The sequence below is a fragment of the Enterobacter sp. SENG-6 genome (genome assembly GCF_001605945.1).
GTDB classification, from domain to species: Bacteria; Pseudomonadota; Gammaproteobacteria; order Enterobacterales; family Enterobacteriaceae; genus Enterobacter; species Enterobacter cloacae.
This window is the reverse complement of sequence record NZ_LOMM01000066.1, coordinates 100,294-125,604: the sequence shown is the minus strand read 5'-3', so window position 1 is coordinate 125,604 and position 25,311 is coordinate 100,294. Positions and strand designations below refer to the sequence as shown.

Genomic DNA, 25,311 nt, shown 5'->3' with positions numbered 1-25,311 from the left:
TCCTTACTGCCCAAGGGTTAATGTTTTCAGCATCAGGCTTTTGGCGGAGTTCATCACTTCCACGTTGGCCTGGTAGCTGCGGGAGGCCGAAATGGTGTTCACCATCTCGTTCATCACGTTGACGTTGGGCATGCGCACGTAGCCCTGTTCATCCGCCATAGGATTACCAGGCTCATAGACCAGACGATCCGGCGCGCTGCTCTCCACCACCTCGCTGACCTGTACGCCGCCAATCTCCTGACCGACCTGGTTGTCGACCTGAAACACCACCTGACGGGCGCGGTACGGCTGACCGTCTGGCCCCGCCACGCTGTCGGCGTTGGCCATATTGCTGGCACTGACGTTAAGCCGGCGGGACTGGGCGGCCATCGCCGAGCCTGAAATATCAAATACGCTAAAGAGCGACATCGTTTATTACCCCTGACTGAGCACAGTCATCATTTTCTTAATATCCGCGCCCAGGAACGTCAGTCCAGACTGATATTTCACGGCGTTATCCGCAAAATTGACGCGCTCACGATCCATATCCACGGTATTGCCATCCGCACTCGGTTGATCCGGTATGCGATAAAGCAGCTGACTGTCGTCAAATGGCATCGCTTTACCTTCAATATGCTTATTTGACGTTAAGGCCAAGGATACGGGCGATTTGGCCATGGTGTTATTTTCCATGGCGGTTTTTAACTGCTGAGTAAAATCTATATCTCGCGCCTGGTAGCCAGGCGTGTCGGCATTCGCAATATTCGATGCCAGAATATCCTGACGGCGCGAAAGCAAACCTAGCGCTTGCTGTTGAAAGCGAAAGGCGTCATCGAGTTTATTCATGACAACAGGACTCCTGTCTCGCGTTATTTAAACTGCGATAGTGTAGTCAGCGCTGGTGAAATATCACACTGCAAAGACCCGACAGAAATAAGCCCATTTAGGGAAATAGAAATAATGAGGGGAGCGTTAAAACATCGAAGAATTTAAATGCAGACAAAAGTGTCATTATTTAAAGCAATAAAAGCCACGGCAGTGCGTATATAATTTAGCCACGTTTTATAGAGTAAATTCATTATTAAGGCAATAAGATGAAGCTCCGATTATTCAGCGCGGCGGTGGCCGCATTGCTCTGCTCTGCGTCTGCCACGGCCAGCGTGCCCTCTGACCAGACGGCGAAGCAGCGACTGATGCTCAAGCTGGATGCCCTGATCAAACAACCCGAGACCGGTAGCGAGATTGTGCGCACAGCAAAACTTCTTGCCACCCCGGCGCAACTGGCCGCCGTCTGCGAGAACCCGACGCTGAGCCTGGTCGGGCGCGACAGCCGTCTGACCGGCAAGCGCACGGTGCTGGCCCAGTGCGGCGCACGGCGTCATTATCTGCCGGTGCGCATCAGTGCCCAGGGGACCTGGTGGGTCGCCAGCCAGAGCCTGCCCGGTGGGGCCATTGTGCAGCGCAGCGATATCGAACCGGTTACCGGCGCGCTCGACCACCAGCCTTCAGGCTTGATCTTCAACGCCGACGCGATTATTGGCCAGCGCCTGACCCGTGCCATCGACGCCGGGAAACCGCTGTTAGAGAACCAGCTGCGCCAGCAGTGGCGGCTGCGTGCCGGGCAGACGGTCGATCTGGTCACCACCGGCTCCGGCTTTCGTATTCGCAGCCAGGGCAAGGCGCTGAACAACGCGGCGGTGGACGACGTGCTGAAGGTGAAAACTGCTGGCGGGCGCACCGTGAGCGGCAAAGTGGGGGCTGACGGACAGGTGATGATTATTTCCCAACAATAAATTTTAGGTTTTCTGTGAATCACCGATGAAAGAAGTATTGAGTACATAAATTGATTTGCGAGGACACCCATGAGCATCAATAGCAGCCAGAATACCGCGCCGATTGCGAAAATCGCCCCGACTCAGGATCTGCGCGCCCGCACGCAGCCTCAGGAGCAGGACGCGGCGTCAAAACGTTCAGATAAAAGCGATAAAACCAACGTCACCCTGAGCGAGCTGACGAAAAAGATCCAGACCGATGACAGCCGCGACGTGGACTACGCGCGGGTCAACGAACTACGCGCCGCGCTGTCGGCAGGAACCCTGCGCATCGAGCCTGAGAAAATTGCTCAGGCCATGGTGCAGGACATGTTTGCGTTTTAACCATTAGCAGGACCCCTATGGACAAGCTTTACCCGATACTGGCCCAGATGAAAACGTCGCTGGATGAGCTGGAGGCGATCATGATTGAAGAGGTCAACCAGCTTAATCGCGCGCAGATCAACCCTGTGTCGCTGCAGGTGCTGGCGGATAACAAAAACCAGCTGCTGACGACGCTACAGTATTACGACGATATGCGCCGCCAGCAGGAGCAGACCTACGGCACCGAAGCCCCCTACCCGGGGCTCGGTAAGCTGTTTGCCAGCTGGCAGCAGGTACATGAAAAAGTGCGCAGCACTAAAGAATTGAATCAAAAAGTGGAATCACTGCTGCAAAGCCATATCAAGAAAAATCAGCATATTCAGAAAGCGATTGACCACGTTAGCCACGCTAACACGCTTTACGGTCCGGCGGGGGAATCCAGCCAGGTACCCGCTGGCCGCAAATACAACATCAGCATCTGATCGTTCCTGTCTGCGTTGTCCTCTTTTGCCCGCCTCTGGTGGGCTTTTTTTTGGAATAAAGACACCCCTCACCCCGGCCCTCTCCCTCAAGGGAGAGGGAGTCCTCCGTGCAGGCATTATTTTATGGGGAACCCTCAGCCCTTGAGGGAGAGGGTTAGGGTGAGGGGGAAAGGAATTAAACCGCCGTGTAGGCTTTTTGCATCGTATTGGATTTGCGCATGGCGGAGAGTTCGGTGCGGATGGTGGCCATACGCCCCTGGATGACGCGTGTCAGGATAGCATCGTTCTCCAGCAGCGCAGCCAGCTGGGTTCTCACCTGCGGTTTGTTGTGCTGTGCCAACTGGGTCAAATCGATGTCGCACAACGTGCGCATTCCCATACTGTAGGCCACAGATTCATCAAGAAACACATCCCACTCGCCAGCATCGGCCTGCTTTTGCAGTTTGGTGTTGCTAAGCAGCAGTTCTTCAATCAGCGCAATCACGTTGTTATCCATGTTTCACCTGCCTGTTCTGTGGGGCAATTGCCTGCCAGGTTTCTGACATCTCGGTCATCAACGCGATCAGATGCGGCAGCTTTTCGCCGGATTTGTTGAGATTCGCCTCCAGCAGCGTGCGCGAAATGTACTCGTACAGGCTCTCCAGCTCTTCGGCGATTTTACCGCCCTTCTCGTGGTTAAGCCCGGCGCGCAATCCGTTGTCGATAATATTAATGGCGCGGGAGAGCATCTCTCCCCTGCGGGCAATATTCCCGGACTGAAAATAAATTTCCGCCCGCTTCATGGCGTTAATCGCCCCGTCATACAGCAACACAATCAGCTGATGCGGCGTTGCGCCGTTTATCTGGCTGTCGAGAGAGACAGCGGTGTAGGCACTGTTGCCTGTTTTGGTATACATCGTCAAATCCTGCCGGGCAGCCCTGCCGCCCGGGAAATTAGTGTCTAAGGGTTTACATACTCGCGGCAAGCTGACTCAGCGACGTCGTCAGCCGGTTCTCAATCTGTTTCATGTCGCTCAGGTACTTATCGATGCGCTGATACTCTTTTTCCCGGCGTAGCATGGTCTCTTCGATACGTTTTTCGACCGCCGTAATTTGTTTCTTAATCCGCTTTTCCTGCTCACGCAGAGATTCAAGGGAGGTTTCAATCACCCCTTCCGTTTTCTTTATGCTGTCTTTATCGCCGAGATAGGTATCGAAAATCCCCTCCATGCGATCTTTTATTCCCTCGGCCTCCCCTTTACCGAGAAACAGGGCTTCAACCTCTTTGAGATTATCCTTCAGTGCGGCATCGAGTTTTTTGTTATCGATAGTGAGCGTTCCCAGCGTGCCGGTGCGCTCATCCCCCGTTTTGCCATCAAACGTTACGGTGATACCGATTTTGCCCAACGTCTGAATGACGTCTCCTACCTCCGGGTAGCTGCCGGTGACGGTGGCCTTAAGCTGGGTGGTCAGACGGCGCAGTGAGCCATCAGAAAACAGCGCGCCGTTCGTGGGATCGGGCTGAGCCAGTTGATCAGAATTGCTGTCGCGATCCGGTGGGGTATATTTGGTTGCGCTGGCCACGGTGCTGAGGTAGCTGTTGTAGTTCTTAACGAACTCCTCAATCAACGTTTTTACCTTTGAGGTATCTTCGGTGATGGTGAGGGATTCTTCTTTATAGATGGGTTTCCCAGAGGGATCAGGTTCGCTCTCCGACACTTCCTTCAATTCAAGCGTCACATTGGGGATTAAATCCGTGATGGTATTCGAACTGCGCTTAACGTCGTCCTTCCCGTTCAGTGAAATGATGGCCTGTTGCGGCTCCGTTTCTGGATTAGCTGCAGCGGTAGTAAACCTCTTTTCCAGTTCGCTATTCTTCGACACGTTAACGGTCATTTCCCCGTCATCGCCTGTTTTTTTGGAGGTGAGCACCAGCTTATGCTTCCCGTCCTCAATGGTCATGACTTCCGCAACCACATCACCTTTCGCCTCGTTGATCTTTTTGGCAATCTGATCGAGCGAGGTTTCACCATTTGCTAACCGCAGCTCCAGCGGCTTTTCACCCTCTTTCAGCGTAATGGTTATTTCCGCACCACCACTGCCAATGGGTTTATCACGGGAGTCATTCTCAATGGCAAGCTGATGCGCTTTCGCCAGCTGTTTGACTGCAATGGAGTAGCTGTTAGGAAACGCCCCTTTCCCCGCCGTCGCCTTGAACGTTTTGTTGTCGCTCACGCTTACGCCATTAAATCCCTCGTCTTCCAGCTTACTGAGATTATCTTTCAGCGTGCTCAGCGAGCTCGAGATAGACCCCCAGGCGGAGATTTGTCCGTTGTAGCTGCTCTGCTTTTGCAGATAAGGGTTGAGCTGCATGGACAGCCCCTTACGCTCGTCCGCCAGCCACTGATCGAACGGCATCCCGGAGCCGATACCTAAGAAATTGGTTGAAGCCATAATATTGTTCCTCCTGAAATGAGATAGCTAACACTATTTTCATCGGGTAATAGAGAAGGAAGTTTAATTTTTCATAACCCTCACAACAACGCGAGTGAAAGACAAAACCAATTTTCAGCGCTTATTACGGCATTAACTTATGCGATTAATTTAATTGGCGACAACATTGCGCTCAATTCCCACCATCAATAAAAAACTCAAAAAAATAATTCAGTCTTTTTTATTCCCCCCGATGAAAGAAGTATGCGCAACAACGAACGCATATCTCATACTACCGTTATCATATAGAAGGATAAAATAATGGCACAGGTCATTAATACCAACGCACTGAGCCTGATGGCTCAGAATAACCTGAACAAATCCCAGACCGATCTCGGCACCGCCATTCAGCGTCTCTCTTCCGGTAAGCGTATTAACAGCGCAAAAGACGATGCAGCAGGTCTGGCGATCTCTAACCGCTTCACCTCTTCTATTCGCGGTATGACCCAAGCGGCGCGTAACGCCAACGACGGTATCTCCCTGGCGCAGACCACCGAAGGTGCGCTGGAAGAAGTGACCGAAAACATGCAGCGTATCCGCGAACTGACCGTACAGGCAAAAAACGGCACCAACTCCCAGAGCGATCTGGACTCCATCAAGAAAGAAATCGGCACCCGTCTGGAAGAGATCGGTCGTGTGGCAGAAGTGACTAATTTCAACGGCGTGAACGTGTTTGACGGCTCCCGTGAAGAGATCACCATCCAGATCGGTGATAAAGATTCAGACACCATCAACATCAAACTGAACAAGCTGGACCTGGAAACTTTGGGCCTGGATACCTTCATGGATGACTTTGCCTCTATCGGCGTTAAAGTGGGCAGCACCAGTCAGTATGATCAGGCTGCAGTTGTGAAAGGTGACGGCGATAGCACAGGCATTGAAGCGACTGTTGGTGCCGACACGCTGACGTGGGAAATTAACCAGGCAGGGGATTCAGCAGTCGTTAAGACGGCAATCGGCGCGGCCAATGCTGCCGATGTTGAATTCCGTCTGAATGAAAAAACGGGTGAAGTCTTTGCTTATGATACGGTTAAGGACAAACTCTTCAAGATTGACACCGATAAGGTAACCTTCAAAAAAGCCGGTACGGCGCCAGATGTCCACGCAGAAATCAGTAAGATCACGGCGGCTGCAGTTACTGAGGTTAACGAGGCCGATAAAGATATGCTGCTGAACGGTAAAACTGATGTGGCAAACATGAAGCGCCTCGACGTGGGCGATACCGTAACGGGTGCCACTACGGATATCCCTCTCACCAAAGAAATTATGGAAGACATCTCCACCTCGCTGTTCGGTGGAGACATGGCAACTTCGAAAATGAAAATTTTCGCCGCTGACAGTTCTGCGCCTGCCGGTACCTACTATGCGATGGATAAAGATGGTGCGGTTAAAACCTTCACGCTGGCTGCCGATGGTTCAGTAGCCACCCAAGCAGAGGCTCGTTTCGGCGACGCTGAAGCTATCCAGCAGGGAGCGGGACAGCTGGCTGCGGAGAAGCTGCTGGACAATACCGATAAAGCAATGACTGTCGTTTCTGACTTCCGTGCCGACCTGGGTGCCGTTCAGAACCGCTTCAGCTCCATCATTGCGAACCTGAACACCAACATCATCAACACCACCGAAGCGCGCTCCCGTATTCAGGACGCCGACTTCTCCGTTGAAGTGTCCGCCATGAGCCGCGCGAACATCCTGCAGCAGGCAGGTGTGTCCGTACTGGCCCAGGCCAACCAGGTTCCGCAGAACGTGCTGTCTCTGCTGCGTTAATCCGGACAAAACCACCTTACATTGTGATTACGCGCGTGCCTCACGCGCGGTTGCCCTCCTCCCCGGAGGGCTTTTTTATATCCAGCGATAAAGCAAACGTAGGCGGGTCAGGCAAAGCCGCCACCCGGCTTTGTTTTTAAGCGTGCAGGTAAGGTTCCTTCACGAACTCAGCCAGCAGGAACACCAGGTCGTGCAGTAATCCCGTCAACATGTTGTTCACCTCCTGCGGCAGGGTATTTCCCAGAATTGCCTGTGCCAGTGCCTGTGCATAGTGAACCGGCGTAAGCGTGTCCTGCCAGCCGTCCGGCATGCACGACGGCGTGGCGTCACGGACAATGAGTTGCTCAATCAGCTGCGGCGGCAAATCGTCATCGCACAGTCGCTCCAGCTCACCAAGGGCATGCAGCAAACGCCCGCAAAGTGCGTTACGCTCGCTCATTTCATCGGTTTCCACCAACGCGCTGGCAAACGCAGCGCAGAGATCCACCACGTCAAAAAGATCGGCAGAGGCCGGGAGGGGTAAGGCGATAAGCTGTTCGGTAAAGCTCGCGTGGGATGCGTCAGAGAGAGTGGACAGAATAGTCATATGAAAGTCTCCTTGTATATTCATACAACCACCACCAGAGTTCTCACGCTCATAGGTGGTGGCACTGACGGAGGTGAGAATCGACATACAAGGGAGCCGACCAACCAATGGTTGCTCCGCCAGCGCCGCCATGATTGTAACGACGTGTGGGCAGGTACGATACAAAAATGTATCGCCTTGTATTTTCAGGTTCTCACGCCCGGCTGCGGATATTGCCGCAACGTGGGCACTTTACGTTGGGATAGAAACGAATAACAGGATAAATCACGTATTACAGAGAGTTACTTATGGGATTGCGAGGCGGCTTCCAGATTTGTGCCGGGTGTCGGCTACGCCTTACCCGGCCTACAAAATCTCCGAAAGTAGGCTGGGTAAGCGCAGCGTCACCCGGCTAGCTGCCTGTGCGCTGAAGCAGGGTATTCGCCACCGTATAAACCTCTTCTATCAACACGCTGTTATTCTGCGTCACCGACGGTGCCCCGCTTTGCGCCTGCATCATCGCGTCGTCAACCAGCGCCCGGAGTTCTTTCGACGAACGCGCACAGCGGCTGGCCAGGTTGCGTGACTCGACGGCAAAAACACCCTCTTCGTTATGCAGCGAATAGCTGTAAGCACGGCTAGCCAGTTGCACCAGCGCGCCGCTACTGTCGGCAATTTGCAGCGCGGCGTCATGCAGGGCATTCATCCCCTGAACCACGCCGGAGGTGCTTTCGCTCAGCATGGCCAGGAGATTACCGTTCGCTTCAGGTACCCGCAGCAGACGCTCGTTTTCCTCAGCAATCGTGCTGGCTGCCTGCGCAATCACCCTCACCTGTTCGCCAATCTCCTGCATCAGCGGCGGCAAGTGCGCACCCTGCTCGGTTTTCAGCTGTGACGGAAGTTCTTCGTTAAGGCGGGAAAGGTGCAGGTTAACGCTGCGCAGAAGAGTCAACGTGGAGACCAGCAGCAAAGCCGCCAGCGGCCACGGTTTATGCAGGAGTATGCCCGGGCGTTCGCCCAGCCTACGGGTGGGAACATCAATGGCCAGCAGCCACGGTGTCTCAGCGATGGGCGTTACCACCAGCGTATGTTCACCGCTGGCGCTGCGAAAACGGGTATGCCGTAACCCTTCGCCCGGCTGGGCCAGCAGCCCACGCAGCGGAACCGCCATCGGCAGGCTGGCATCGTTGAGAGATTGCACCGTCGGCGCACCGGCGGCATCACCGATGATGCGCCCGGTGTCATCCACCATCCAGGCGCGACCGCCAAGACGCTCGCCGATCTCTTTGACCAGTGAATTGAAGAATTGACGGCTGGTACCCGTTTCTTCGGCGATATCGGTATCGCCTGGGGCTCCTTTGTCCAGCGCAAAGCTTTTCAGGGTGACCACACTTTCGGTCATTGAACGCTGCTGCGCTTCAACCCTGTCGAGTTGCTCACGTAACTGGGTGGCCAGGGCATCAACCTGCGTGCGCAGACGCTGTCCCTCGGTACGAATAAACCAGGGCATAACCCCAGCCTGCACCAGAATCACCAGAGTAATAAAAATAACAACTAAAATAACGATAAAAACCATGACAACAGCCCTGTTCTTTTAACGGCAGCACAACGCTACCTCTACAGGGCTATTTTATTATGCAGGCGTCAGTAAATATGCTCTTCAAACCGTTGATAACCGCACACTTGTGTTACCCCTCCACAAAAACAATTTTGCGCACGTTATCCCAGCGTTTGACCAGCCAGCCGTCAAGACTGCAAAGCGTGCCGCCCCAGGTCAACGGGAACAGGCAGAGCACGATATACAGCGTTTCAGGCAGATAAAAAAGCCAGCTCAGCCATGCAATCAGATTAAGCCCGCGTGGAATGGTATAGATGCCAATGGTGGCCAGCGCTACGGTACTAATAATTATCAGTACCAGCGCGCTAAAACGGCTGAATAGCCCCAGCGTCAACAGCAGCCCCATGCTGCACTCCAGGAAAGCGACAACGATCGCCATCACGGCCGGAAACGGGATCCCCGCATCGTGCATCGTATCGACCATCAGCAGCTGGTTTTCCGTCACAAATAATTTATTAAACCCGGCGGTAAAGAAAAATACCCCCACCACCAGACGGCAAATAAATACGGGAAACATCGCTGGCAGCGCGGACGTTTGCATAAAACTTTTCAGAGAGAACATCATCCATCCTTGTAAAGAAAATTCATACTGTGTAATAAATTCAATAATCTGTCTTTGCGCAGTATAAATTCGCAGACCTCATTAGCAACCGCTCCCGTTCCCTTCCCGACACAATTAATAATTATATACAGATTAAAAATTGTTAATTCGAAATAATAACAGCGTCTCATTATCACTGCGACAGATGACCCATCCGCGACATCAATTCCGCAAGTATCTGGTTTTAATATAATTAAAGTAAAACCACCCAAGGCATTACTTTTAATGCGGTTAATATCCCCCTATTTAATAACCTTAAAAACATTAAGGCTGTTATTACGTAGTGGTTGCAAAAATATGACGTAAGACATAAAAAGCATGTCGCTCTGGCCTTCGGCTAGCAATAAGGGGCATTCATTACTATTAATTACAGTAACCAGAAGCGATACCCAATACACCAGAAGAATCAAATAACTATGCTAAACCATATCGCGATTGGAACGTCCGTCACGCTGGATTTGCAGACCCGCATGCTTACCCGTACGGATACGCAACAGACCGTTACCCTTCCTCAAAGCGCGTGCCTGTGTCTCGCCGCACTGGCCGAGGCGCAGGGCGAGGTACTTTCCCAGGAACAGCTGATGGAGATCGGCTGGCGTAGCGCCGGGGTAGAAGTCACGGACAACAGCGTGCGGGTGATGATCACCAAACTGCGCCGCGCGTTTACTCAACTGAACCTGCAGGAAGCGATCACGCTCATCGCCGTGACGCGCAGCGGCTACCGCCTGCTGGTGCGGGAGGCAAACAGCGAACTGCCACAAGCGGAACCCCTGCCCCTGCAGGATGAACCGGTACAGGCAGACACAGCAGAAGCACAGCCGGTGGTCACCCACGCGCCTGCCCGTGGGGGCAACACGCTTAAGCAAAAGCTCTGCGTCACGCTTAGCGGCGTGCTCGTCGGGCTGGTGATTGCGCTCCTCCTGCGCGGCATTGTCGACTTTAGCCCGCAGCCGGTTCACTTTGTGCGCTGGAATGGCCCTGGCGTGCCGCCGGGCTCAATGGTGATGGTTCAGGAGGATAAACAGTCGCAGCAAGCGCTGATTGAATCCACGCTGCAAACCTATTCCCGTCACGTGCTGGACCGCCGCCCCAACGAAAAACCGGCCGCCGTGCTTTACGTCACCACCGGCTCTGAAAAAATGAGCCAGTTCCAGGGGCTTATTGCCTGCCAACAACCCTTTAAGGATTCAGGGAATGACTGCGAATCGTTCTATTTTCGCCTTTATTAAATCCCCGCTCGCGCTGCTGTTTCTGGGCGGGATGGTCGTCGGGCTGGGCGGTATGGCGCTGTACGGATTTCAGACCTCGCCGTACGCATCGCAGTGTATCGCCCCCACCTCCTACTACGTGATTGAGGACGACAACAACGCGACGCTGGCACGCGGTATCTACCGCTCCTACCGCGACGGTCTGTTTAGCGGGCATACCACCTATATCGGCACTATCAGCCACTTCAAAGACGGCAAGCGCGACGGACTGCCCAAAGCGGTGAACCGTGAAGTGCGTTACGATGTTGAACTGTCGGGCAAACGGATCCATCTGACTGTCACCAGCCAACACCGCAAACTTGGCGGCCAGGCCCCGGATCAAGACGTGACGGATTATATTTTCCCACAGATTAAACCGGGTGAAGTCGCCACCAGCACCGCCTACCTGCTGGATGACAAAGTGCTCGCCTCCGGTACAGAAACCGTCGCCCGCATCGCCTGCATGAACTAAGGGTTATACCAGCGCCTGAATCAGCCCGGCAAGGATATCAAACCCGGTAGCCATCAGGCGCTCAAAGAATGGGGCCAGCGTTTCGGCAATCAGAAACAGCGCCAGCATGCCGAAGGTGAGCGTCAGCGGGAAGCCAATCACAAAGATAGAGAGCTGCGGCGTCAGGCGGTTTAACAACCCGAGGATAAAGTTGATGCACAGCAGCAGCGCAATGACGGGCAGCCCCAGCATCAGCCCCTGGCTGAAGATCATCCCCGCATGGGTGACCAGGTACATAAACCCGCCCGCGTGCAGCGGCGTGGCGTCTATCGGCAGCGTCTGGAAGGTGTCCGCCAGCAGCGCCAGCAACCAGAGATGACCGTTAAAAGCGAGAAACAGCAGCGTCACCAGCAGGTTGAGAAAGCGTGAGATCACCGGGCTGTTCCCGGCACCCGGGTCAAAGAAGGTGGCGAACGACAGCCCCATCTGCATACCGATGATCTCCCCGGCCATGCGCACGGCGGCAAACAGCAATTGCAGCGTCAGCCCCATCGCCGCACCGATAATCACCTGTTTTGCCAGCACCCAGACCCCTTCCCAGGCGTAAAGGCCCACCTGCGCATCGGGCAGCGTGCCGCCAATCAAAATGGCGATCAACAGCGCCAGACCGGCACGCAGCCTGGCACTGACCGCCTTCTCACCAAACACCGGGGCAACGTGCAGCAGCGCGGCAATGCGCACCATAATGAAAAAATAGTGGCTGACCAGCCCGTAGAGCTGGTCGAGAGGAAGTCCGAAGGCCATCAGCCGATCACGAACGGAATGCTGGCGAACACCGCGCGGGTGTATTCAATAAAGATTTTCATCATCCACGGGCCAAGCGCCACCGCGACGCCGACAATCATCAGGATTTTCGGGATGAAGGTCATGGTCATTTCGTTGACCTGGGTGGCGGCCTGCAAAATGCTGATGATAAGACCGGTGACCAGCGCGGCCACCAGCAGCGGGGCTGATACCATCAGTCCCACCTTGATCGCCTGCATGCCAATCACCATTACGCTTTCCGGGGTCATGGGGCTCTCCTAACTGTAAAAGCTCTGCGCCAGCGAACCCACCAGCAGCTGCCAGCCGTCGACCAGCACAAACAGCATCAGCTTGAACGGCAGGGCAATGGTGGTCGGCGGGACCATCATCATCCCCAGCGCCATCAGGATACTGGCGACCACCAGGTCGATAATCAGAAACGGAATAAAGATGGTGAAGCCAATCTGGAAGGCGGTTTTCAGCTCGCTGGTGATAAATGCCGGCACCAGAATGCTGAGCGGTACCTCTTCCGGCGTGGCGATATCCGGGGTTTTGGCGATACGGGCAAACATCGCCAGATCGCTTTCACGGGTCTGGTCGAGCATAAACGCGCGCAGCGGTTTCACTCCTTCCGTCAGGGCCACCTCCATGGTGATTTTGTTTTCCTGCAGCGGTTGCCAGGCTTTTTCGTAGATCTGGCTGAACACCGGCGACATAACGAAAAAGGTCAAAAACAGCGACAGCCCCACCAGCACCTGGTTTGGCGGCGCGGTAGGCGTGCCCAGCGCGTTACGCATTAACCCCAGCACAATGATGATGCGGGTAAACCCGGTCATCATCAGCAGTACGGCGGGGATGAAGGTAAAGCCGCTCAGCAGCAGCAGGGTTTGTACCGGCAGCGTCCAGCCCCCTTCCCCGGAAGGCTGGCCGAGGGTGATGTCACCGTTGGCCGCCAGCGCACCGGCGGCGGGTAACATCAGGCCGAGCGCCAGCAGCAGACGAGGTTTCACTGCTCACCTCCCGGACGGTATTTCTGACGCAGCTTTTCCAGCATCAGCGGGAACGTCGCGGGCGCGGAGGCCTGTGGGGCGTTTTCCGGGCGCGCCTGCGTGGCGAGGCAGGTAATCTGCGAGGCGGTGACGCCCAGCACCAGACGCTGTTCACCCACGTCAACCAGCACCAGGCGCTCACGCGGCCCCAGCGACTGGTTCGCCACCAGGGTCATGTTGCCCTGGGCGTTGTTGAGCCGACGCGCCAGTCCGCTGCGGCGGGCGGCCCAGGCCATCACCACTATCAGCAGGATAATCAACGCCAGCGCGCCGCTGACCGTCATCAGCACCGAGCCAGTGGCCGGAAGGGAGTCAGTGGCGTTCATTAGCGGCTCAGACGGTGCATGCGCTCGGACGGGGTGATGATATCCGTGATGCGGATACCGAACTTATCGGAGACCACCACCACTTCACCCTGCGCAATCAGGTAACCGTTGATCAGAATATCCAGCGGTTCCCCCGCCAGACCATCCAGCGAGACCACCGAGCCCTGGCTTAAGCGCAGCAGCTCTTTAATGGTCATTTTGGTGCGTCCCAGCTCCACGGTCATTTTTACCGGGATATCCAGGATCAGGTTCATCTCGTCAGAAAATTGCGGTGCAGCCATGGTGTCGGTAATTCCCGCCGCGTGCTGTTCGGTCATGGCCTCACCCCAAAGATTATCGATGGACTGATCGTCAGTACCCGATGAGGTGTTCATATCGCTCATGGGGAAATTACTCCTTGTTTAATGAAAGTAATGAAGGCTGAATCATCTGCTCGACCTTCAGGGCATATTGATTGTTAACAGCGCCGTAGCGGGCCGTGAAGACCGGCACACCGCCGACGCTGGCTTCGATAAACTCCTGCTTATCCAGCGCGATAATGTCGCCTTTTTTCATCTGCATCACGCGGGAGAGCCGGGTGCCGATGTCCGCGAAACGCGCCGTAAGCTCCAGCTCCGTTTCCCGCATCTGGCTGGCCAGCAGGCCGCGCCAGTGGGAGTCCTCGTGCCGGGAGTTGTCCATTGGCGGGTTACTCAGCAGCTCGCGCAGCGGCTCGATGGTGCTGAAGGGAATACAGATATTGAACTCCCCGCGATGCGAGCCGATCTCCACCGAAAACGGCGTAGTGACCACCACGTCATTCGGCGATGAGGTGATATTGGTGAACTTCACCTGGATTTCGGAACGGATATACTCCGTTTTGATTTTATAGATTGAGCTCCAGGCAAATTCGTAGGCCTCGCGCGCCATCGACAGCATGCGGTGGATCACGCGCTGCTCGGTTGGCGTAAACTCGCGCCCGTCGGCCTTGGTCGGGAAACGACCGTCGCCGCCAAACAGGTTATCCACGGCCATAAACACCAGCCCCGGCGAGAACGCCATCAGCGAGGTGCCGCGCAGCGGGTTAAGGTGCAGCAGGTTCAGGTTTGTCGGCACCGGCAGGTTGCGGGCAAACTCGTGATACGGCTGGATCTTAATGTTCCCCGCGGTAATGTCCGGGCTACGGCGCAGCAGGTTAAACAACCCCATACGGAACTGACGGGCAAAGCGCTCGTTAATAATTTCCAGCGAATGCAGACGCTCGCGAATAACCCGGCGCTGGGTGTGCGGATCGTAAGGTTTAATCCCCGCGTCGGCGCCGTTTTTATGATGTTCACTGTTGCTTTCCGCATCGGCGTTTAGCAAACGGTCGATCTCATCCTGAGATAAAAAGCTGTCAGCCATAATAATTACCGCAGAATAAATTCGTTAATAAGCACGTCGGTGACGCGAATGGACTGGTTAAATGCCAGCGGTTTATCCAGCTCACTCTTAATATTGGTCATCAGACGGCGTTTACCTTCATCGGTGGCTAAATCTTCATAAGTCTGATGGGTTAACAACATAAATAAGCGGCTGCGATATTCCGGCAAATATTTTTCCAGCACCGCCAGCGATTTTTGTTCTGCCACGCGAATGGACAAGCCCAGGTACAATACCCGATCCGATTCGTTCGCCGTGGGCTTCAGGCTCACGGTAAAGGTATTCATTGAGGCGTACAGCGGCTCTACCTGCGCGGGTGCCGGTGCTGTTTCCACTTCCCCTTGGGCAACCTCTGCTGCCGGTTTCGCAAATTTCATTTCCCAGAACAGGTAGCCGGAAACGCCGCACGCCGCAACGGCAGTCAAAAACATGAACGTCATCAGAAGCGAGCGAGAGCCTCCGCCGCTGGCGACCTTTTTATTTTTATTACTCATTGAACGTACACCTGAAAATAAGAGAGGGCAGCGTATTACCCTCGGGTCAATATGGCGGACATTGTAGTCCATATCATCACCCTGATAATCAGGTGATAAAATTTCATTCCTGAAGCTAATTCAACACTTCAGGCAAAGGTATTTATTCCGTATATATTTCCGGGGGTGGTGGTTAATAGAGTCGGCACGATCTCCTCTTCAAGCGACTGCTCTTCCCCTTCCTGTGCACCGTGCTCGTCACCCGATGCGTTTTGGCCCTGCTCACCGGCGGCAAACTGCTGTCCTTCCGCGCTCACGTTGGCCTGGCCAAGCTGAATACCCGACTCCGCCATCGCGGCACGCAGCTGCGGCATGGCCTGCTCCATGGCGTGACGAATGTGGGCATGCTCGCTGACGATATGGATCTGCGCCTGATCCTGCTGCACGCGCAGGGAAATCTGCAGCGACCCCAGATCTTCCGGGTGCAGGCGGATCTCCGCGCTGTGAAGCCCGTTACGGCTAAAGATGGCGATATGCTGGCTGACCGACTGCTTCCACTCCGGCGTTTCCGGCGGATGGTTGACGGTGACTACCTGCTGTGGGGCGTGCGCGACGCTGGTGCGTACGGCGGCAGGCAGCGCCACGGCATTCGCCGATGTGGCCGCAGGCATCTCTGGCGTGACCATCGTCTCACTGGTGAGCGGTGCAGACTGCGCCGTCAGCGGCGTGGCATTGGCCGCAGGGGTTTTATCGGCAGCGGTCATGAGCACAGAAACAGTTTTGCCCTCAGGCTCAGGAGCCTTCCCGTTTGCTACGCCCTTCGCGGGGTTGACCGTTTCTGTCCCCGTGACGCTGCGGGTCACCAGCTGTTGCAGCTGCCACTGCGGGCTCTCTTCACCCTCACCGTTGGTGAGCGAAACCCCGTTCAGGACCTCTGCCAGCCCCGGTGGCGCGGCGAGCAGCAGACCGTCGGCATCCGTTACCGGCGCGTCGTCGGCAAGCTGTTGCGGCAGTAAATCTGCGGACAACCCCGCCAGCGCGGCTTCCGGCATGGCTGCCAGCGCCTGCGGGTCGAGCCCCGGGAAAAGCTGCACCAGTTCTGCCAGCTTGTCATCCAGTTGCAGGCTAAAGCCGTCGTCAGCCAGTAAACCGCCCTTCGGTTTGCCCTGCGCTCCCCCACCCAGTAACAGGGCGGCAATATCAATGTTCATAGCCTTTCTCTCTTTTGTCCGGCACGCTGAGCAAATTCATCCATCAGCTTTTGTTCATGTCGGCTCTGAACTAACGCCTGCGCCGTCGCCCGGCGTTCAATCAGCGTTTCAAACGCGTTCAGGCGCTGCTTGTTTTGCACCCAGTTCTTTTTCACCTCGTCTACCGCTTTTTCGCAGGCGTTCACGTGGCCTGCCTGCTGCTTTACAACCTGCTTCAGCGACAAAATAAACGACTGGTGATTCACCAGATCCGCCACCGACATACCGCCGCCCATCATCCCCTGACGCAGGGACTGCTGGTACTCCTGCTCATAGTGCTGAAGCTGTTCGTGCTGAGTCATCGCCTGCTGGAGCTGCTGCTGCGCACCGCCCAGCGCGCGTGTGGTCTGCGTTAGCGTCTCCTGCGCCTTGTCGCGCAGCAGAACCATGGGGTTATGTGCTTTCATCACACCTCCGGCTTAGTCTTTAATATCCGGGAAAAGCCCGGACAGGGCGCGAATGGCGTCGTCATAGCCGCTGCGCTCGTGGATCGCCTGATGGAGGAACGCCTCCAGGGACGGATATTTGTCGATAGCCTGATCCAGCATCGCATCGCTCCCTTTGACGTACGCCCCCACGCTCACCAGGTCGCGGTTGCGCTGATACGCGGATAGCAACTGTTTAAAGCGTTGCACCTTGCGGTACTGGGCATGGGGGATAAGCTCGGTCATGGCACGGCTGATCGAGGCTTCAATATCAATCGCCGGATAGTGCCCCGCCTCGGCAAGACGACGCGACAGCACGATGTGGCCGTCGAGGATTGCGCGCGCGGAGTCGGCAATCGGATCCTGCTGGTCATCCCCCTCCGTCAGCACCGTATAAAACGCGGTGATTGAGCCGCCCCCTTTCACGCCGTTACCGGTCCGTTCGACCAGCGCGGGCAGACGGGCAAAGACCGACGGCGGATAGCCTTTGGTCGCGGGCGGTTCACCAATCGCCAGAGCCACTTCACGCTGCGCCATGGCGTAGCGGGTCAGGGAGTCCATGATCAGCAGCACATTAAGACCGCGTTCACGGAAATCTTCCGCGATGCGCGTGGCGTAAACGGCACCCTGCATACGCAAAATCGGCGAAACATCAGCCGGGGCGGCAACCACCACCGCACGCGCCAGCCCCTGCTCGCCGAGGATATTCTCGATAAAATCTTTCACCTCGCGGCCACGCTCGCCGATCAGCCCCACCACGATGACGTCCGCGGTGGTAAAGCGGGCCATCATGCCGAGCAGCACGCTTTTACCGACGCCGGAACCGGCGAACAGGCCCATACGCTGACCACGGCCCACCGTCAGCAGGCCATTGATGGCGCGTACGCCAACGTCGAGCACGTTTTTGATCGGATCGCGGTGCAGGGGATTGAGCGTTGGGGTAAAGAGCCCCGCCGCCGGTTTCCCCGGCGCGGGGCGGCCATCCAGCGGTCGACCCTGCGCATCCAGCACGCGGCCCAACAGATGCGGCCCCACGGGCAGTTGTTTACCGGCGTGGCTGTCGCTTTGCAGGGCATAAATGCGCGCCCCGGGCAGGATGCCGTCGACATGCTCCAGCGGCATCAGGAACAGCGTCTGGCCGTTAAAGCCCACCACTTCGCTCTCAACCGGGATAATGCCCTGCTCCGTCTGACGCTCAACGATGCACAGCGCACCAATGGGCAGCTTCAACCCCACGGCCTCCATTACCAGCCCGGTGGCGCGCGTCAGTTTGCCGTACTGGCGAAAATCGGGCACCTGGGTGAGTTTTTCCTCCACCCGGTCAAGGGCGGAGAGCCACTTTTTTAGCTGCTGGCTCATTGCGAGAGCTCCTCGCGCGCCAGCTGACACAGCGCCTGCCAGCGGGTTTCCATGCTGGCGTCCACTTCCACATCCGGGGAGACCACCCGGCATCCCCCGGCGGCCAGGCTGGCATCACGGTGCAGCTCCCAGCCCATTGCGGCAAGCGTTTCACCCAGCGCCGCCTGCACTGCCGCAAACGCCTCCGGGCTGACATACAGCTGAATGGTGCCGTGCAGCAGCGCGTCCTGCTGCATCAGGCTGCGGATCTGCGTGACCAGAGCATGGTTATCTGCCACACGAGACGTACCGTAGAGTTGCTGCACCGCCGTCAGGGACAGCTGCACCAGACGCGCCGGGATCAGCCCTTCGAGGTTTTCCAGCGCCAGCTTAAAGTTGCTGACCCAGGTTTCTGCCTCGCGCAGCAGCGCCTGCTGCTCCACGCGTGCCTGCTCCACGCCCTGGGCATACCCGGCGTCGCGGCCCTCTTTCAGCCCGGCCTCATAGCCCTGTTTGCGGCCCTCTTCCTGGCCCTGCTGCTGCCCCTGGGCAAACCCCTGCTGCTCCGCCTGCTTGCGCAGACGCGCCAGTTCGGCTTTCAGCTGCGCCTCAGACTGGGTGTTATCCATCGTCGGCAGCGGGGTATCCTGCGGCTCTCCCAGCAGGTTTTCAGGCTGCCAGGCGCGCCACCCGGTGGCGTTATGTTCATCAAACGTAGGCATCGTCGCTGCCTCCAATCAGGATCTCGCCAGCCTCGGCCAGACGACGCACCACGTTGAGGATGGTCTTCTGTTCGGCTTCCACCTGGGACAGACGCACCGGGCCACGGGAGGCCAGATCGTCGGTCATCAGCTCGGCCTGACGGCGCGACATATTGCGGAAGAACTTCATGCGCAGCGGCTCGTCGGCCCCTTTCAGGGCGATGATCAGCGTTTCGCTCTCGATCTCCTGCAGCAGGCGCTGGATGCTGCGGTCTTCCACCTCCACCAGGTTTTCGAACAGGAACATCTCGTCGATAATTTTTTGCGCCAGCTCGCCGTCGAACTCACGTACCGCCTCAATGGCCGCCTCTTCCTGGTGCGATTTCATCAGGTTAAGGATCTCCGCCGCCGGACGGACACCGCCCATCTTGCTGCGCTTGAGGTTCTGACCGTGCAGCAGGTTGTTGAGGACTTCCGTCAACTCCTGCAGCGCGGCCGGCTGTACGCCGCCGAAGGTGGCGATACGCAGCATGATGTCGTTACGTTCGCGCTCGTCGAATTTGCCCAGCACGTCCGCCGCCTGGTTACGTTTGAGGTGAACCAGAATGGTGGCGATGATCTGCGGGTGCTCTTCGCGGATAAGGTCGAACACCGCCTGCGGATCCATAAAGTTGAGCGTTTCGATGCCGTTGGTGCCCTGGTGGGTATCCAGCAGATCTTCCAGCAGCGAGGAGGCACGCTCTTCGCCCAGCGCCTTGACCAGCACGCTGCGCAGATAATCGTTGGTGTTGAGGCTGAGCGCCGCATATTCGCTGGAGTCTTTCTTAAACTCCTCCAGCACCATGGCCATCTGATCGTGGGTAAAGCCCGCCATGTTGACCATTGAGGCACTGATCTGCTTCACCTCGTGGGCGTTGAGGTGCTTGAACACCTCCGCAGCCAGGACATCTCCCAGCGTCAGCATGACGATGGCGCTTTTTTCTGAGGCATTCATTGTTTCGGCTCCTTACTCATCCACTGGCGGATCACCAGGGCAATAACGCGCGGCTCCTGCTCTGCCAGCTCACGCAGCTGTTGACCATTGAGTTCCGTATCCACGCGCTGCTGGGCACGGTCGCGGTTGATTTTCTCCGCTGCACGTTTTTTCGCGGCAATCTCTTCCTCCCGCGCCTCTTTTTCCATCTCCAGACGGCGCAGGGTGGTCTCCTGGTGACGGATCCAGGCAGGCTGTACCAGCTTGCGCCACATGACCCAGGCGATAATGGCGATGACCAGATAGCGGGCGATAGCCATCAACAGCGCGTAGAAACGATCCTGTTCCCAGAACGGCGGCACCGGCTCTTCCACCACGCCGTTAAAGGCGGAGTTGAGAATATTGACGCTGTCACCGCGCGCCGCGTTATAGCCAATCGCCTCTTTCACCAGCGCGTTAATGCGGGTCAGTTCAGCCTCGCTAATCGGCCCCGGCTTGCCCTCTTCCCCCTGCGGCAGATGGTTGATGACCACCGCGACCGACAGGCGCTGGATACGCCCGGCACTGGATTTGGTGTGGATTAAAGTGCGATCGACCTCAAAGTTGGTGGTTTCGTCGCTGCGGTTGTTGTACGGCTGTGCTGGCTCACGGTTCGCGCTGTTACCGGTGGTTTTCTCTTTTTTGTCATCCGCCGGGGTATTGAGGGGCTGGGTCAGCGGTGCGGTGGCCGGTGCCGGTGGCGTATTGCTCAACGCCCCCGGCACGCCACTCGCGCCACGGCTATTCCCCTGCTCGGAGAGGCTGGCCTGACGGCTGCGGATCGCCATTTTTTCAGGGTCGCTGTTCGGCTGATACTGCTCCTGAGTTTGTTCCTGCTCGGTGAAATCGATCTGCGCGGTGACCTGAGCGCGGATGTTTTCATCCCCCACCAGCGGGGCCAGAATACGCTGAATGCGCTGCTGATAGTCGGTTTCAATTTCACTGGTGTATTTCAGGTGCGCCGTCTGCAAACCACGCAGGCCGCTCTGGGTCAGCAGGTTGCCGCGCTGATCGACAATGGTCACGCTCCCGGCTGCAAGGCCAGTCACTGCGCTGGAAATAAGATGGGTGATCGCCACCACCTGGCTGTCGTCAAGGGTACGACCCTGCAACAGGTTAACGGTGACGGATGCGGTCGGTTTTTTCTGTTCGCGGACAAACATCGACGGTTTTGGCGTGGCCAGATGTACGCGCGCGCTCTGGATCGGCCCGAGATTTTCAATCGTACGCGCCAGCTCGCCTTCCAGGGCGCGCTGATAGTTCACCTGCTCGGTGAACTGGCTGACGCCAAACTTCTCCTGATCGAGCAGTTCAAAGCCCACGCCGCCACCCTTCGGCAGCCCCTGCTGGGCCAGCTTCATGCGCACCTCATGCACCTGTGAGGCCGGCACCATGATCACGCCCCCTGGCGTGTCGATGCGGTAAGGGATATTGAGCTGCGACAGCTGCGCCACGATGGCGCCGCCTTCTTCATCACTGATATTACTGAACAGCACCCGGTAATCCGGCTCCTTTGCCCAGAACATTAACGCGATGATGACGGAAAGCGCCGCAGCGCCGCAAATCACCAGCAAAAGCTTCGGGCTGCCGCGAAGTGAGGACAGCATCGATTTGATTCGCTCTGCCGGATTGTTGGTTAACTCATTTAGTGTGGCACTCATGCCGTATTCCTGTATGAAATAGCACGCATCAACGATGCGCGTCAGCTCACGAAATTCGCGAGAGTGATGTCGACGATTTCAAAAATATAAGAATTTTTCAGGCGGGCATTATCGTCTGAAAGGCGTTTTTTTTAAGGATAAATAAGCTCAAAGTTCTGTCGGCTTATTGGATTTTCTGAGGTTTTTAAACGCGTGTTAAGCTGTCAACGTTTAAAAGATATGCAACAAACCGCCGTTTTTATCTTAATTACCAGGAATAAAAAGAATGTCAGCGACATTAATGCGTGGCGTACTCGATCAAATTCAGAGCCAGGCGCAGCAGGTCAGCGGCCCGTCTCACCGGCTGCAGACCTCTCGCGGCGACGCCCCCTCCTTTTCTGACGTTTTATTTAACAGCATTAATGAAATAAATAAAACCCAGGTTGAAGCGAAGAGCAAAACACAGCAGTGGATGTCCGGCAGTGGCGATATTGCCCTGAATGACGTGATGCTGGCGATGCAGAAATCGTCTATTTCATTCAGCTTTGGCATGCAGGCACGAAATAAGATGATTAGTGCGTATCAGGAAATAATGAATACACCGGTTTAAGGTCTGCCCCAATTCTATGAGTGAAATTATCAGCACTTCTGCACGCTTATCCCTGAATACGCTTTCTCTGACTGACAGCGAATTACAGCGTGTCGGGAAATTAATCTATAAGCGCGCCGGAATTGTCGTTAACGCGCAGAAGCGAGAGATGATTTTTAATCGTCTTTCCCGTCGCGTGCGCACGCTGGGGCTTGCCACGTTCAGCGACTATATCGCCCTGCTTGAGTCACACTCAGAGCATCCGGAATGGCAGAACTTTATCAACGCGCTGACCACCAACCTGACCTCTTTTTTCCGCGAGGCGTATCACTTTCCGATCCTCGCGGAACATGCGCGTCAGCGTGCTAACGGCTACCGCGTCTGGTGTACCGCGGCGTCCACGGGGGAAGAGCCCTGCTCTATCGCCATGACGCTGAATGAACAGCTGGGCGCGTCGGTGGCCGGACCGCGGATCTGGGCGTCGGATATCGACACCGAGGTGCTGGCAAAAGCGGAAGCGGGCATCTACCGCCTGAGCGATCTGGACGCGCTGACGCTGGCGCAAAAGCGTCACTATTTTCTGCGCGGGGCGGGTGATAACAGCGAATGGGTGAAAGCCCGACAGGAGTTGCTGTCCGCCATTCACTACCAGCAGCTGAATTTACTCGATGAAAAGTGGTCCGTTCCCGGGCCGTTCGACGCCATTTTCTGCCGCAACGTGATGATTTATTTCGATGCGCCGACGCAACAGCGCCTGTTGCAGCGCTTTGCGCGTCTGCTCAAGCCGGGCGGCCTGCTGTTTGTCGGCCATTCGGAACATTTTAACCATGCACATATTCCGCTGCGCCTGCGAGGGCAGTCGGTGTATGAACTGACGGAGGCCACACGGTGAAGTCGATTCGTGTGCTGGCGGTCGATGATTCCGCCCTGATGCGTAACATGCTCAGCGCGGTCGTCAATCAGCAGCCTGATATGGAAATGGTCGGCACGGCGCCGGACGCGTTTATTGCGCGCGAGCTGATTAAACAGCTCAACCCGGACGTGCTGACGCTGGATATCGACATGCCGCGGATGGACGGGCTGGAGTTTCTCTCCCGCCTGATGCGCCTGCGCCCGATGCCCGTCGTGATGATCTCCTCCCTGACCACCCGCGGCTCGAAAGCCACCATGACTGCGCTGGAGCGCGGTGCGGTCGATTTTCTGCCCAAGCCGGAGCATCGCGGCGCAGAGAATATCGACAGCTGGAGCCAGCTGGTGGCGGAGAAGATCCGCGTCGCCGCTCGCGCGAAGCTGGCGCAACATGCCCCCGACGCCAGACCGGTGCTCGCCGGGATCCCTGTGCGCCAGCAGAGCCTCATCGCTATCGGCTCCTCTACCGGCGGCACGGAGGCATTGCGTCGGGTACTGATGCCGCTGCCGGTCAGTACTCCAGGGATTGTAATAGCCCAGCACATGCCCGCCGGTTTCACCCACTCTTTCGCCCAGCGACTCGACTCACTGTGTCAGATTGCGGTGCGTGAAGCGCAGGATGGCGAACCCGTGCGGCCAGGAACCGCCCTGATTGCGCCGGGCGATCGTCATATGGAGGTTATCTGTCAGGACTACGGCTACCGGGTCCGGCTCAGCGATGCCCCACCGGTGAATCGTCATCGTCCGTCAGTGGATGTGCTGTTTGACTCCGTGGCGCGTCAGGCCAGCAAGCATGCCAGCGCCGCCCTGCTGACCGGCATGGGCGCGGACGGCGCGCGCGGCCTGCTGCATCTGCGCCAGACCGGAGCGTTTACCCTCGCGCAGAGCGAAGCCACCTGCGTGGTGTTCGGCATGCCGCGCGAGGCGATTGCGTTAGGTGCGGCGAAGAAGGTCGTCGACCTCGACGATATCAGCCAGTGCCTACTGGACAGTTTCCATAAACATAATTCATCCAAAACCGACTCACGTTCAGGAGATACCCCCCATGTCGGATAAAAATTTGCGTTTTCTGGTGGTGGACGACTTCGCCACCATGCGACGCATCGTACGCAACCTGCTGCAGGATCTGGGCTACAAGCACATTGACGAGGCCGAAGACGGTCAGGACGCGCTAAACAAGCTGCGTGCCGGAGGTTTTGATTTCGTCGTCAGCGACTGGAACATGCCAAACATCGACGGTCTGGAGCTGCTGAAAACCATTCGCAGCGATGCCACCATGGCAAAGCTGCCGGTGCTAATGGTGACCGCTGAGGCAAAGAAAGAGAATATCATCGCTGCCGCGCAGGCGGGGGCCAATGGTTACATCGTTAAGCCATTTACCGCCGCCACGCTGGAAGAAAAGCTTGGCAAAATCTTTGAAAAACTCGGGTAACGCTTATGAACTCCCCGTTAAATATGCAGGCGGATAACGCCACTGAGATTTTCGTTCGCATCGGACAGTTGACCCGTCTGCTGCGCGACAGCATGGCCAACCTCGGTCTTGAACAGGCGATTATGGAAGTCGCCGACGCTTTTCCGAACACCCGCGACCGCCTGAACTATGTGGTCGGCAAGACCTCACAGGCCGCCGATCGCGCGCTGACCAGCGTGGAAGTGGCGCGCCCTCTGCAGGAAGGGCTGAGCGATAACGCCACTGCGCTGAGCGCGCGCTGGGACGCCTGGTTTGAACATCCGCAGCCGCTGGAGGATGCCCGCGAGCTGGTCAAAGCCACCCGCGCCTTCCTGCACGACGTGCCGGAGAAAACCCAGCAGACCAACCGCCAGCTGACCGAAATCATGATGGCGCAGGACTTCCAGGATCTCACCGGACAGGTGCTGCAAAGCCTGATGCATGTGATTGAGACCGTTGAGAAAGAGCTTATCAGCGTGCTGGTGGAAAACATGAACGAGCGCGACGCCAGCGCCGCCACCGGTGACACGCATCTGAAGAACGGTCCGCAGATCGATACCCGCGCCGAAGGCATTGTGGCCTCTCAGGAGCAGGTGGACGACCTGCTGGAGTCACTCGGCTTCTAATCCC

Annotated in this window: 32 protein-coding genes; 11 read left to right on the top strand and 21 right to left on the bottom strand. The window is 56.6% G+C overall.

The genetic code is table 11. The features are described from left to right. Positions 1-3: 3 nt before the first annotated feature. Positions 4-408: a flagellar basal body rod protein FlgC gene (flgC, locus tag AX755_RS21085; RefSeq protein ID WP_046888422.1), complete on the bottom strand. Its 405-nt coding sequence runs from the start codon at positions 406-408 to the stop codon at positions 4-6. 6 nt (positions 409-414) lie between these two features. Next, positions 415-825: a flagellar basal body rod protein FlgB gene (gene flgB, locus AX755_RS21080; RefSeq protein ID WP_062857394.1), complete on the bottom strand. Its 411-nt coding sequence runs from the start codon at positions 823-825 to the stop codon at positions 415-417. A gap of 248 nt (positions 826-1,073) precedes the next feature. On the opposite strand from flgB, the gene flgA reads away from it, so the two are divergent. The 3 genes from flgA to AX755_RS21065 all read left to right on the top strand — a co-directional run bounded on the left by flgA (position 1,074) and on the right by AX755_RS21065 (position 2,596). Further along, positions 1,074-1,772, top strand: coding sequence for a flagellar basal body P-ring formation chaperone FlgA (gene flgA, locus AX755_RS21075; protein WP_062857393.1), 699 nt, complete (start codon positions 1,074-1,076; stop codon positions 1,770-1,772). A 69-nt stretch (positions 1,773-1,841) separates the two neighbouring features. After that, a complete protein-coding gene (flgM, locus tag AX755_RS21070; protein ID WP_062857392.1) occupies positions 1,842-2,135 on the top strand; it encodes a flagellar biosynthesis anti-sigma factor FlgM in 294 nt (97 codons plus the stop codon). Positions 2,136-2,152: 17 nt separating this feature from the next. Further along, positions 2,153-2,596: a flagella synthesis protein FlgN gene (locus tag AX755_RS21065; RefSeq protein ID WP_062857391.1), complete on the top strand. Its 444-nt coding sequence runs from the start codon at positions 2,153-2,155 to the stop codon at positions 2,594-2,596. 175 nt (positions 2,597-2,771) lie between these two features. Here AX755_RS21065 and AX755_RS21060 read toward each other — a convergent pair whose 3' ends face one another. Genes AX755_RS21060 through fliD form a run of 3 tightly spaced genes read right to left on the bottom strand, consistent with a single transcriptional unit; the run spans position 2,772 to position 5,029 of the window. Further along, positions 2,772-3,092: a flagellar protein FliT gene (locus AX755_RS21060; RefSeq protein WP_050860212.1), complete on the bottom strand. Its 321-nt coding sequence runs from the start codon at positions 3,090-3,092 to the stop codon at positions 2,772-2,774. After that, a complete protein-coding gene (gene fliS / locus AX755_RS21055; RefSeq protein ID WP_062857390.1) occupies positions 3,085-3,492 on the bottom strand; it encodes a flagellar export chaperone FliS in 408 nt (135 codons plus the stop codon). The genes AX755_RS21060 and fliS overlap by 8 nt, the downstream gene beginning before the upstream one ends. Positions 3,493-3,544: 52 nt before the next feature. Next, entirely contained in the window at positions 3,545-5,029 is a 1,485-nt protein-coding gene (gene fliD / locus AX755_RS21050) for a flagellar filament capping protein FliD (protein WP_046888416.1), read from the bottom strand. A gap of 300 nt (positions 5,030-5,329) precedes the next feature. Between fliD and AX755_RS21045 the strand changes: the two genes are divergently transcribed. Continuing rightward, the gene (locus AX755_RS21045; protein ID WP_062857389.1) at positions 5,330-6,832 is read left to right on the top strand and encodes a flagellin N-terminal helical domain-containing protein; all 1,503 of its coding nucleotides are present in this window, start codon (positions 5,330-5,332) and stop codon (positions 6,830-6,832) included. A 136-nt stretch (positions 6,833-6,968) separates the two neighbouring features. Here AX755_RS21045 and AX755_RS21040 read toward each other — a convergent pair whose 3' ends face one another. The 3 genes from AX755_RS21040 to AX755_RS21030 all read right to left on the bottom strand — a co-directional run bounded on the left by AX755_RS21040 (position 6,969) and on the right by AX755_RS21030 (position 9,556). Next, positions 6,969-7,418, bottom strand: coding sequence for a hypothetical protein (locus tag AX755_RS21040; RefSeq protein ID WP_062857388.1), 450 nt, complete (start codon positions 7,416-7,418; stop codon positions 6,969-6,971). Between the two features lie 391 nt (positions 7,419-7,809). After that, on the bottom strand, positions 7,810-8,973 hold the full coding sequence (locus AX755_RS21035; protein WP_062857387.1) for a methyl-accepting chemotaxis protein: 1,164 nt from the start codon (positions 8,971-8,973) through the stop codon (positions 7,810-7,812). 112 nt (positions 8,974-9,085) lie between these two features. Further along, on the bottom strand, positions 9,086-9,556 hold the full coding sequence (locus AX755_RS21030; protein ID WP_224084962.1) for a DoxX family protein: 471 nt from the start codon (positions 9,554-9,556) through the stop codon (positions 9,086-9,088). A 476-nt stretch (positions 9,557-10,032) separates the two neighbouring features. Between AX755_RS21030 and AX755_RS21025 the strand changes: the two genes are divergently transcribed. Continuing rightward, positions 10,033-10,845: a winged helix-turn-helix domain-containing protein gene (locus AX755_RS21025; protein WP_062857385.1), complete on the top strand. Its 813-nt coding sequence runs from the start codon at positions 10,033-10,035 to the stop codon at positions 10,843-10,845. Further along, positions 10,811-11,335, top strand: a complete 525-nt coding sequence (locus AX755_RS21020) for a hypothetical protein (RefSeq protein ID WP_062857384.1) — start codon at positions 10,811-10,813, stop codon at positions 11,333-11,335. The genes AX755_RS21025 and AX755_RS21020 overlap by 35 nt, the downstream gene beginning before the upstream one ends. 3 nt (positions 11,336-11,338) lie before the next feature. Here AX755_RS21020 and fliR read toward each other — a convergent pair whose 3' ends face one another. From fliR to fliF, 13 genes are all read right to left on the bottom strand, one after another. Then, a complete protein-coding gene (gene fliR, locus AX755_RS21015) occupies positions 11,339-12,118 on the bottom strand; it encodes a flagellar biosynthetic protein FliR (RefSeq protein WP_038420038.1) in 780 nt (259 codons plus the stop codon). Beyond that, the gene (fliQ, locus tag AX755_RS21010; RefSeq protein ID WP_013097797.1) at positions 12,118-12,387 is read right to left on the bottom strand and encodes a flagellar biosynthesis protein FliQ; all 270 of its coding nucleotides are present in this window, start codon (positions 12,385-12,387) and stop codon (positions 12,118-12,120) included. The genes fliR and fliQ overlap by 1 nt, the downstream gene beginning before the upstream one ends. Before the next feature lie 9 nt (positions 12,388-12,396). Further along, positions 12,397-13,095, bottom strand: a complete 699-nt coding sequence (gene fliP, locus AX755_RS21005; protein ID WP_104668963.1) for a flagellar type III secretion system pore protein FliP — start codon at positions 13,093-13,095, stop codon at positions 12,397-12,399. Positions 13,096-13,124: 29 nt separating this feature from the next. Next, positions 13,125-13,493 carry a flagellar biosynthetic protein FliO gene (gene fliO / locus AX755_RS21000; protein ID WP_062857382.1) on the bottom strand — a complete coding sequence of 123 codons (369 nt, stop codon included), beginning with the start codon at positions 13,491-13,493 and terminating at the stop codon, positions 13,125-13,127. After that, complete coding sequence (gene fliN / locus AX755_RS20995; protein ID WP_013097800.1) at positions 13,493-13,876, bottom strand: flagellar motor switch protein FliN; 384 nt, start codon at positions 13,874-13,876, stop codon at positions 13,493-13,495. Before fliN ends, fliO begins: the two co-directional genes overlap by 1 nt. Before the next feature lie 7 nt (positions 13,877-13,883). Next, positions 13,884-14,876 (bottom strand): flagellar motor switch protein FliM, encoded by a 993-nt coding sequence (fliM, locus tag AX755_RS20990; RefSeq protein ID WP_048971610.1) that lies wholly within the window; start codon positions 14,874-14,876, stop codon positions 13,884-13,886. Positions 14,877-14,881: 5 nt separating this feature from the next. Further along, on the bottom strand, positions 14,882-15,388 hold the full coding sequence (locus AX755_RS20985; protein ID WP_062857381.1) for a flagellar basal body-associated FliL family protein: 507 nt from the start codon (positions 15,386-15,388) through the stop codon (positions 14,882-14,884). Positions 15,389-15,516: 128 nt separating this feature from the next. Beyond that, positions 15,517-16,578 (bottom strand): flagellar hook-length control protein FliK, encoded by a 1,062-nt coding sequence (locus AX755_RS20980; RefSeq protein WP_062857380.1) that lies wholly within the window; start codon positions 16,576-16,578, stop codon positions 15,517-15,519. Continuing rightward, complete coding sequence (gene fliJ / locus AX755_RS20975) at positions 16,575-17,024, bottom strand: flagellar export protein FliJ (protein WP_013097804.1); 450 nt, start codon at positions 17,022-17,024, stop codon at positions 16,575-16,577. Before fliJ ends, AX755_RS20980 begins: the two co-directional genes overlap by 4 nt. A 12-nt stretch (positions 17,025-17,036) precedes the next feature. After that, complete coding sequence (gene fliI, locus AX755_RS20970) at positions 17,037-18,401, bottom strand: flagellar protein export ATPase FliI (protein WP_062857379.1); 1,365 nt, start codon at positions 18,399-18,401, stop codon at positions 17,037-17,039. Next, positions 18,398-19,102, bottom strand: coding sequence for a flagellar assembly protein FliH (locus tag AX755_RS20965; protein WP_062857378.1), 705 nt, complete (start codon positions 19,100-19,102; stop codon positions 18,398-18,400). Before AX755_RS20965 ends, fliI begins: the two co-directional genes overlap by 4 nt. Beyond that, positions 19,089-20,075: a flagellar motor switch protein FliG gene (gene fliG, locus AX755_RS20960; RefSeq protein ID WP_013097807.1), complete on the bottom strand. Its 987-nt coding sequence runs from the start codon at positions 20,073-20,075 to the stop codon at positions 19,089-19,091. Before fliG ends, AX755_RS20965 begins: the two co-directional genes overlap by 14 nt. Next, entirely contained in the window at positions 20,072-21,754 is a 1,683-nt protein-coding gene (fliF, locus tag AX755_RS20955) for a flagellar basal-body MS-ring/collar protein FliF (RefSeq protein ID WP_062857377.1), read from the bottom strand. Before fliF ends, fliG begins: the two co-directional genes overlap by 4 nt. A gap of 265 nt (positions 21,755-22,019) precedes the next feature. Between fliF and fliE the strand changes: the two genes are divergently transcribed. From fliE to cheZ, 5 genes are read left to right on the top strand one after another with little or no spacing between them, the layout of a single operon-like run. Further along, entirely contained in the window at positions 22,020-22,343 is a 324-nt protein-coding gene (gene fliE / locus AX755_RS20950) for a flagellar hook-basal body complex protein FliE (RefSeq protein ID WP_013097810.1), read from the top strand. A 16-nt stretch (positions 22,344-22,359) separates the two neighbouring features. Further along, entirely contained in the window at positions 22,360-23,214 is an 855-nt protein-coding gene (locus tag AX755_RS20945) for a CheR family methyltransferase (RefSeq protein WP_029882508.1), read from the top strand. Then, complete coding sequence (locus tag AX755_RS20940; RefSeq protein WP_073971490.1) at positions 23,211-24,287, top strand: protein-glutamate methylesterase/protein-glutamine glutaminase; 1,077 nt, start codon at positions 23,211-23,213, stop codon at positions 24,285-24,287. Before AX755_RS20945 ends, AX755_RS20940 begins: the two co-directional genes overlap by 4 nt. Further along, positions 24,277-24,663 carry a chemotaxis response regulator CheY gene (gene cheY / locus AX755_RS20935; protein ID WP_013097813.1) on the top strand — a complete coding sequence of 129 codons (387 nt, stop codon included), beginning with the start codon at positions 24,277-24,279 and terminating at the stop codon, positions 24,661-24,663. Before AX755_RS20940 ends, cheY begins: the two co-directional genes overlap by 11 nt. Positions 24,664-24,668: 5 nt before the next feature. After that, entirely contained in the window at positions 24,669-25,307 is a 639-nt protein-coding gene (gene cheZ / locus AX755_RS20930) for a protein phosphatase CheZ (RefSeq protein WP_062857376.1), read from the top strand. The last annotated feature ends 4 nt before the right edge of the window (positions 25,308-25,311 follow it).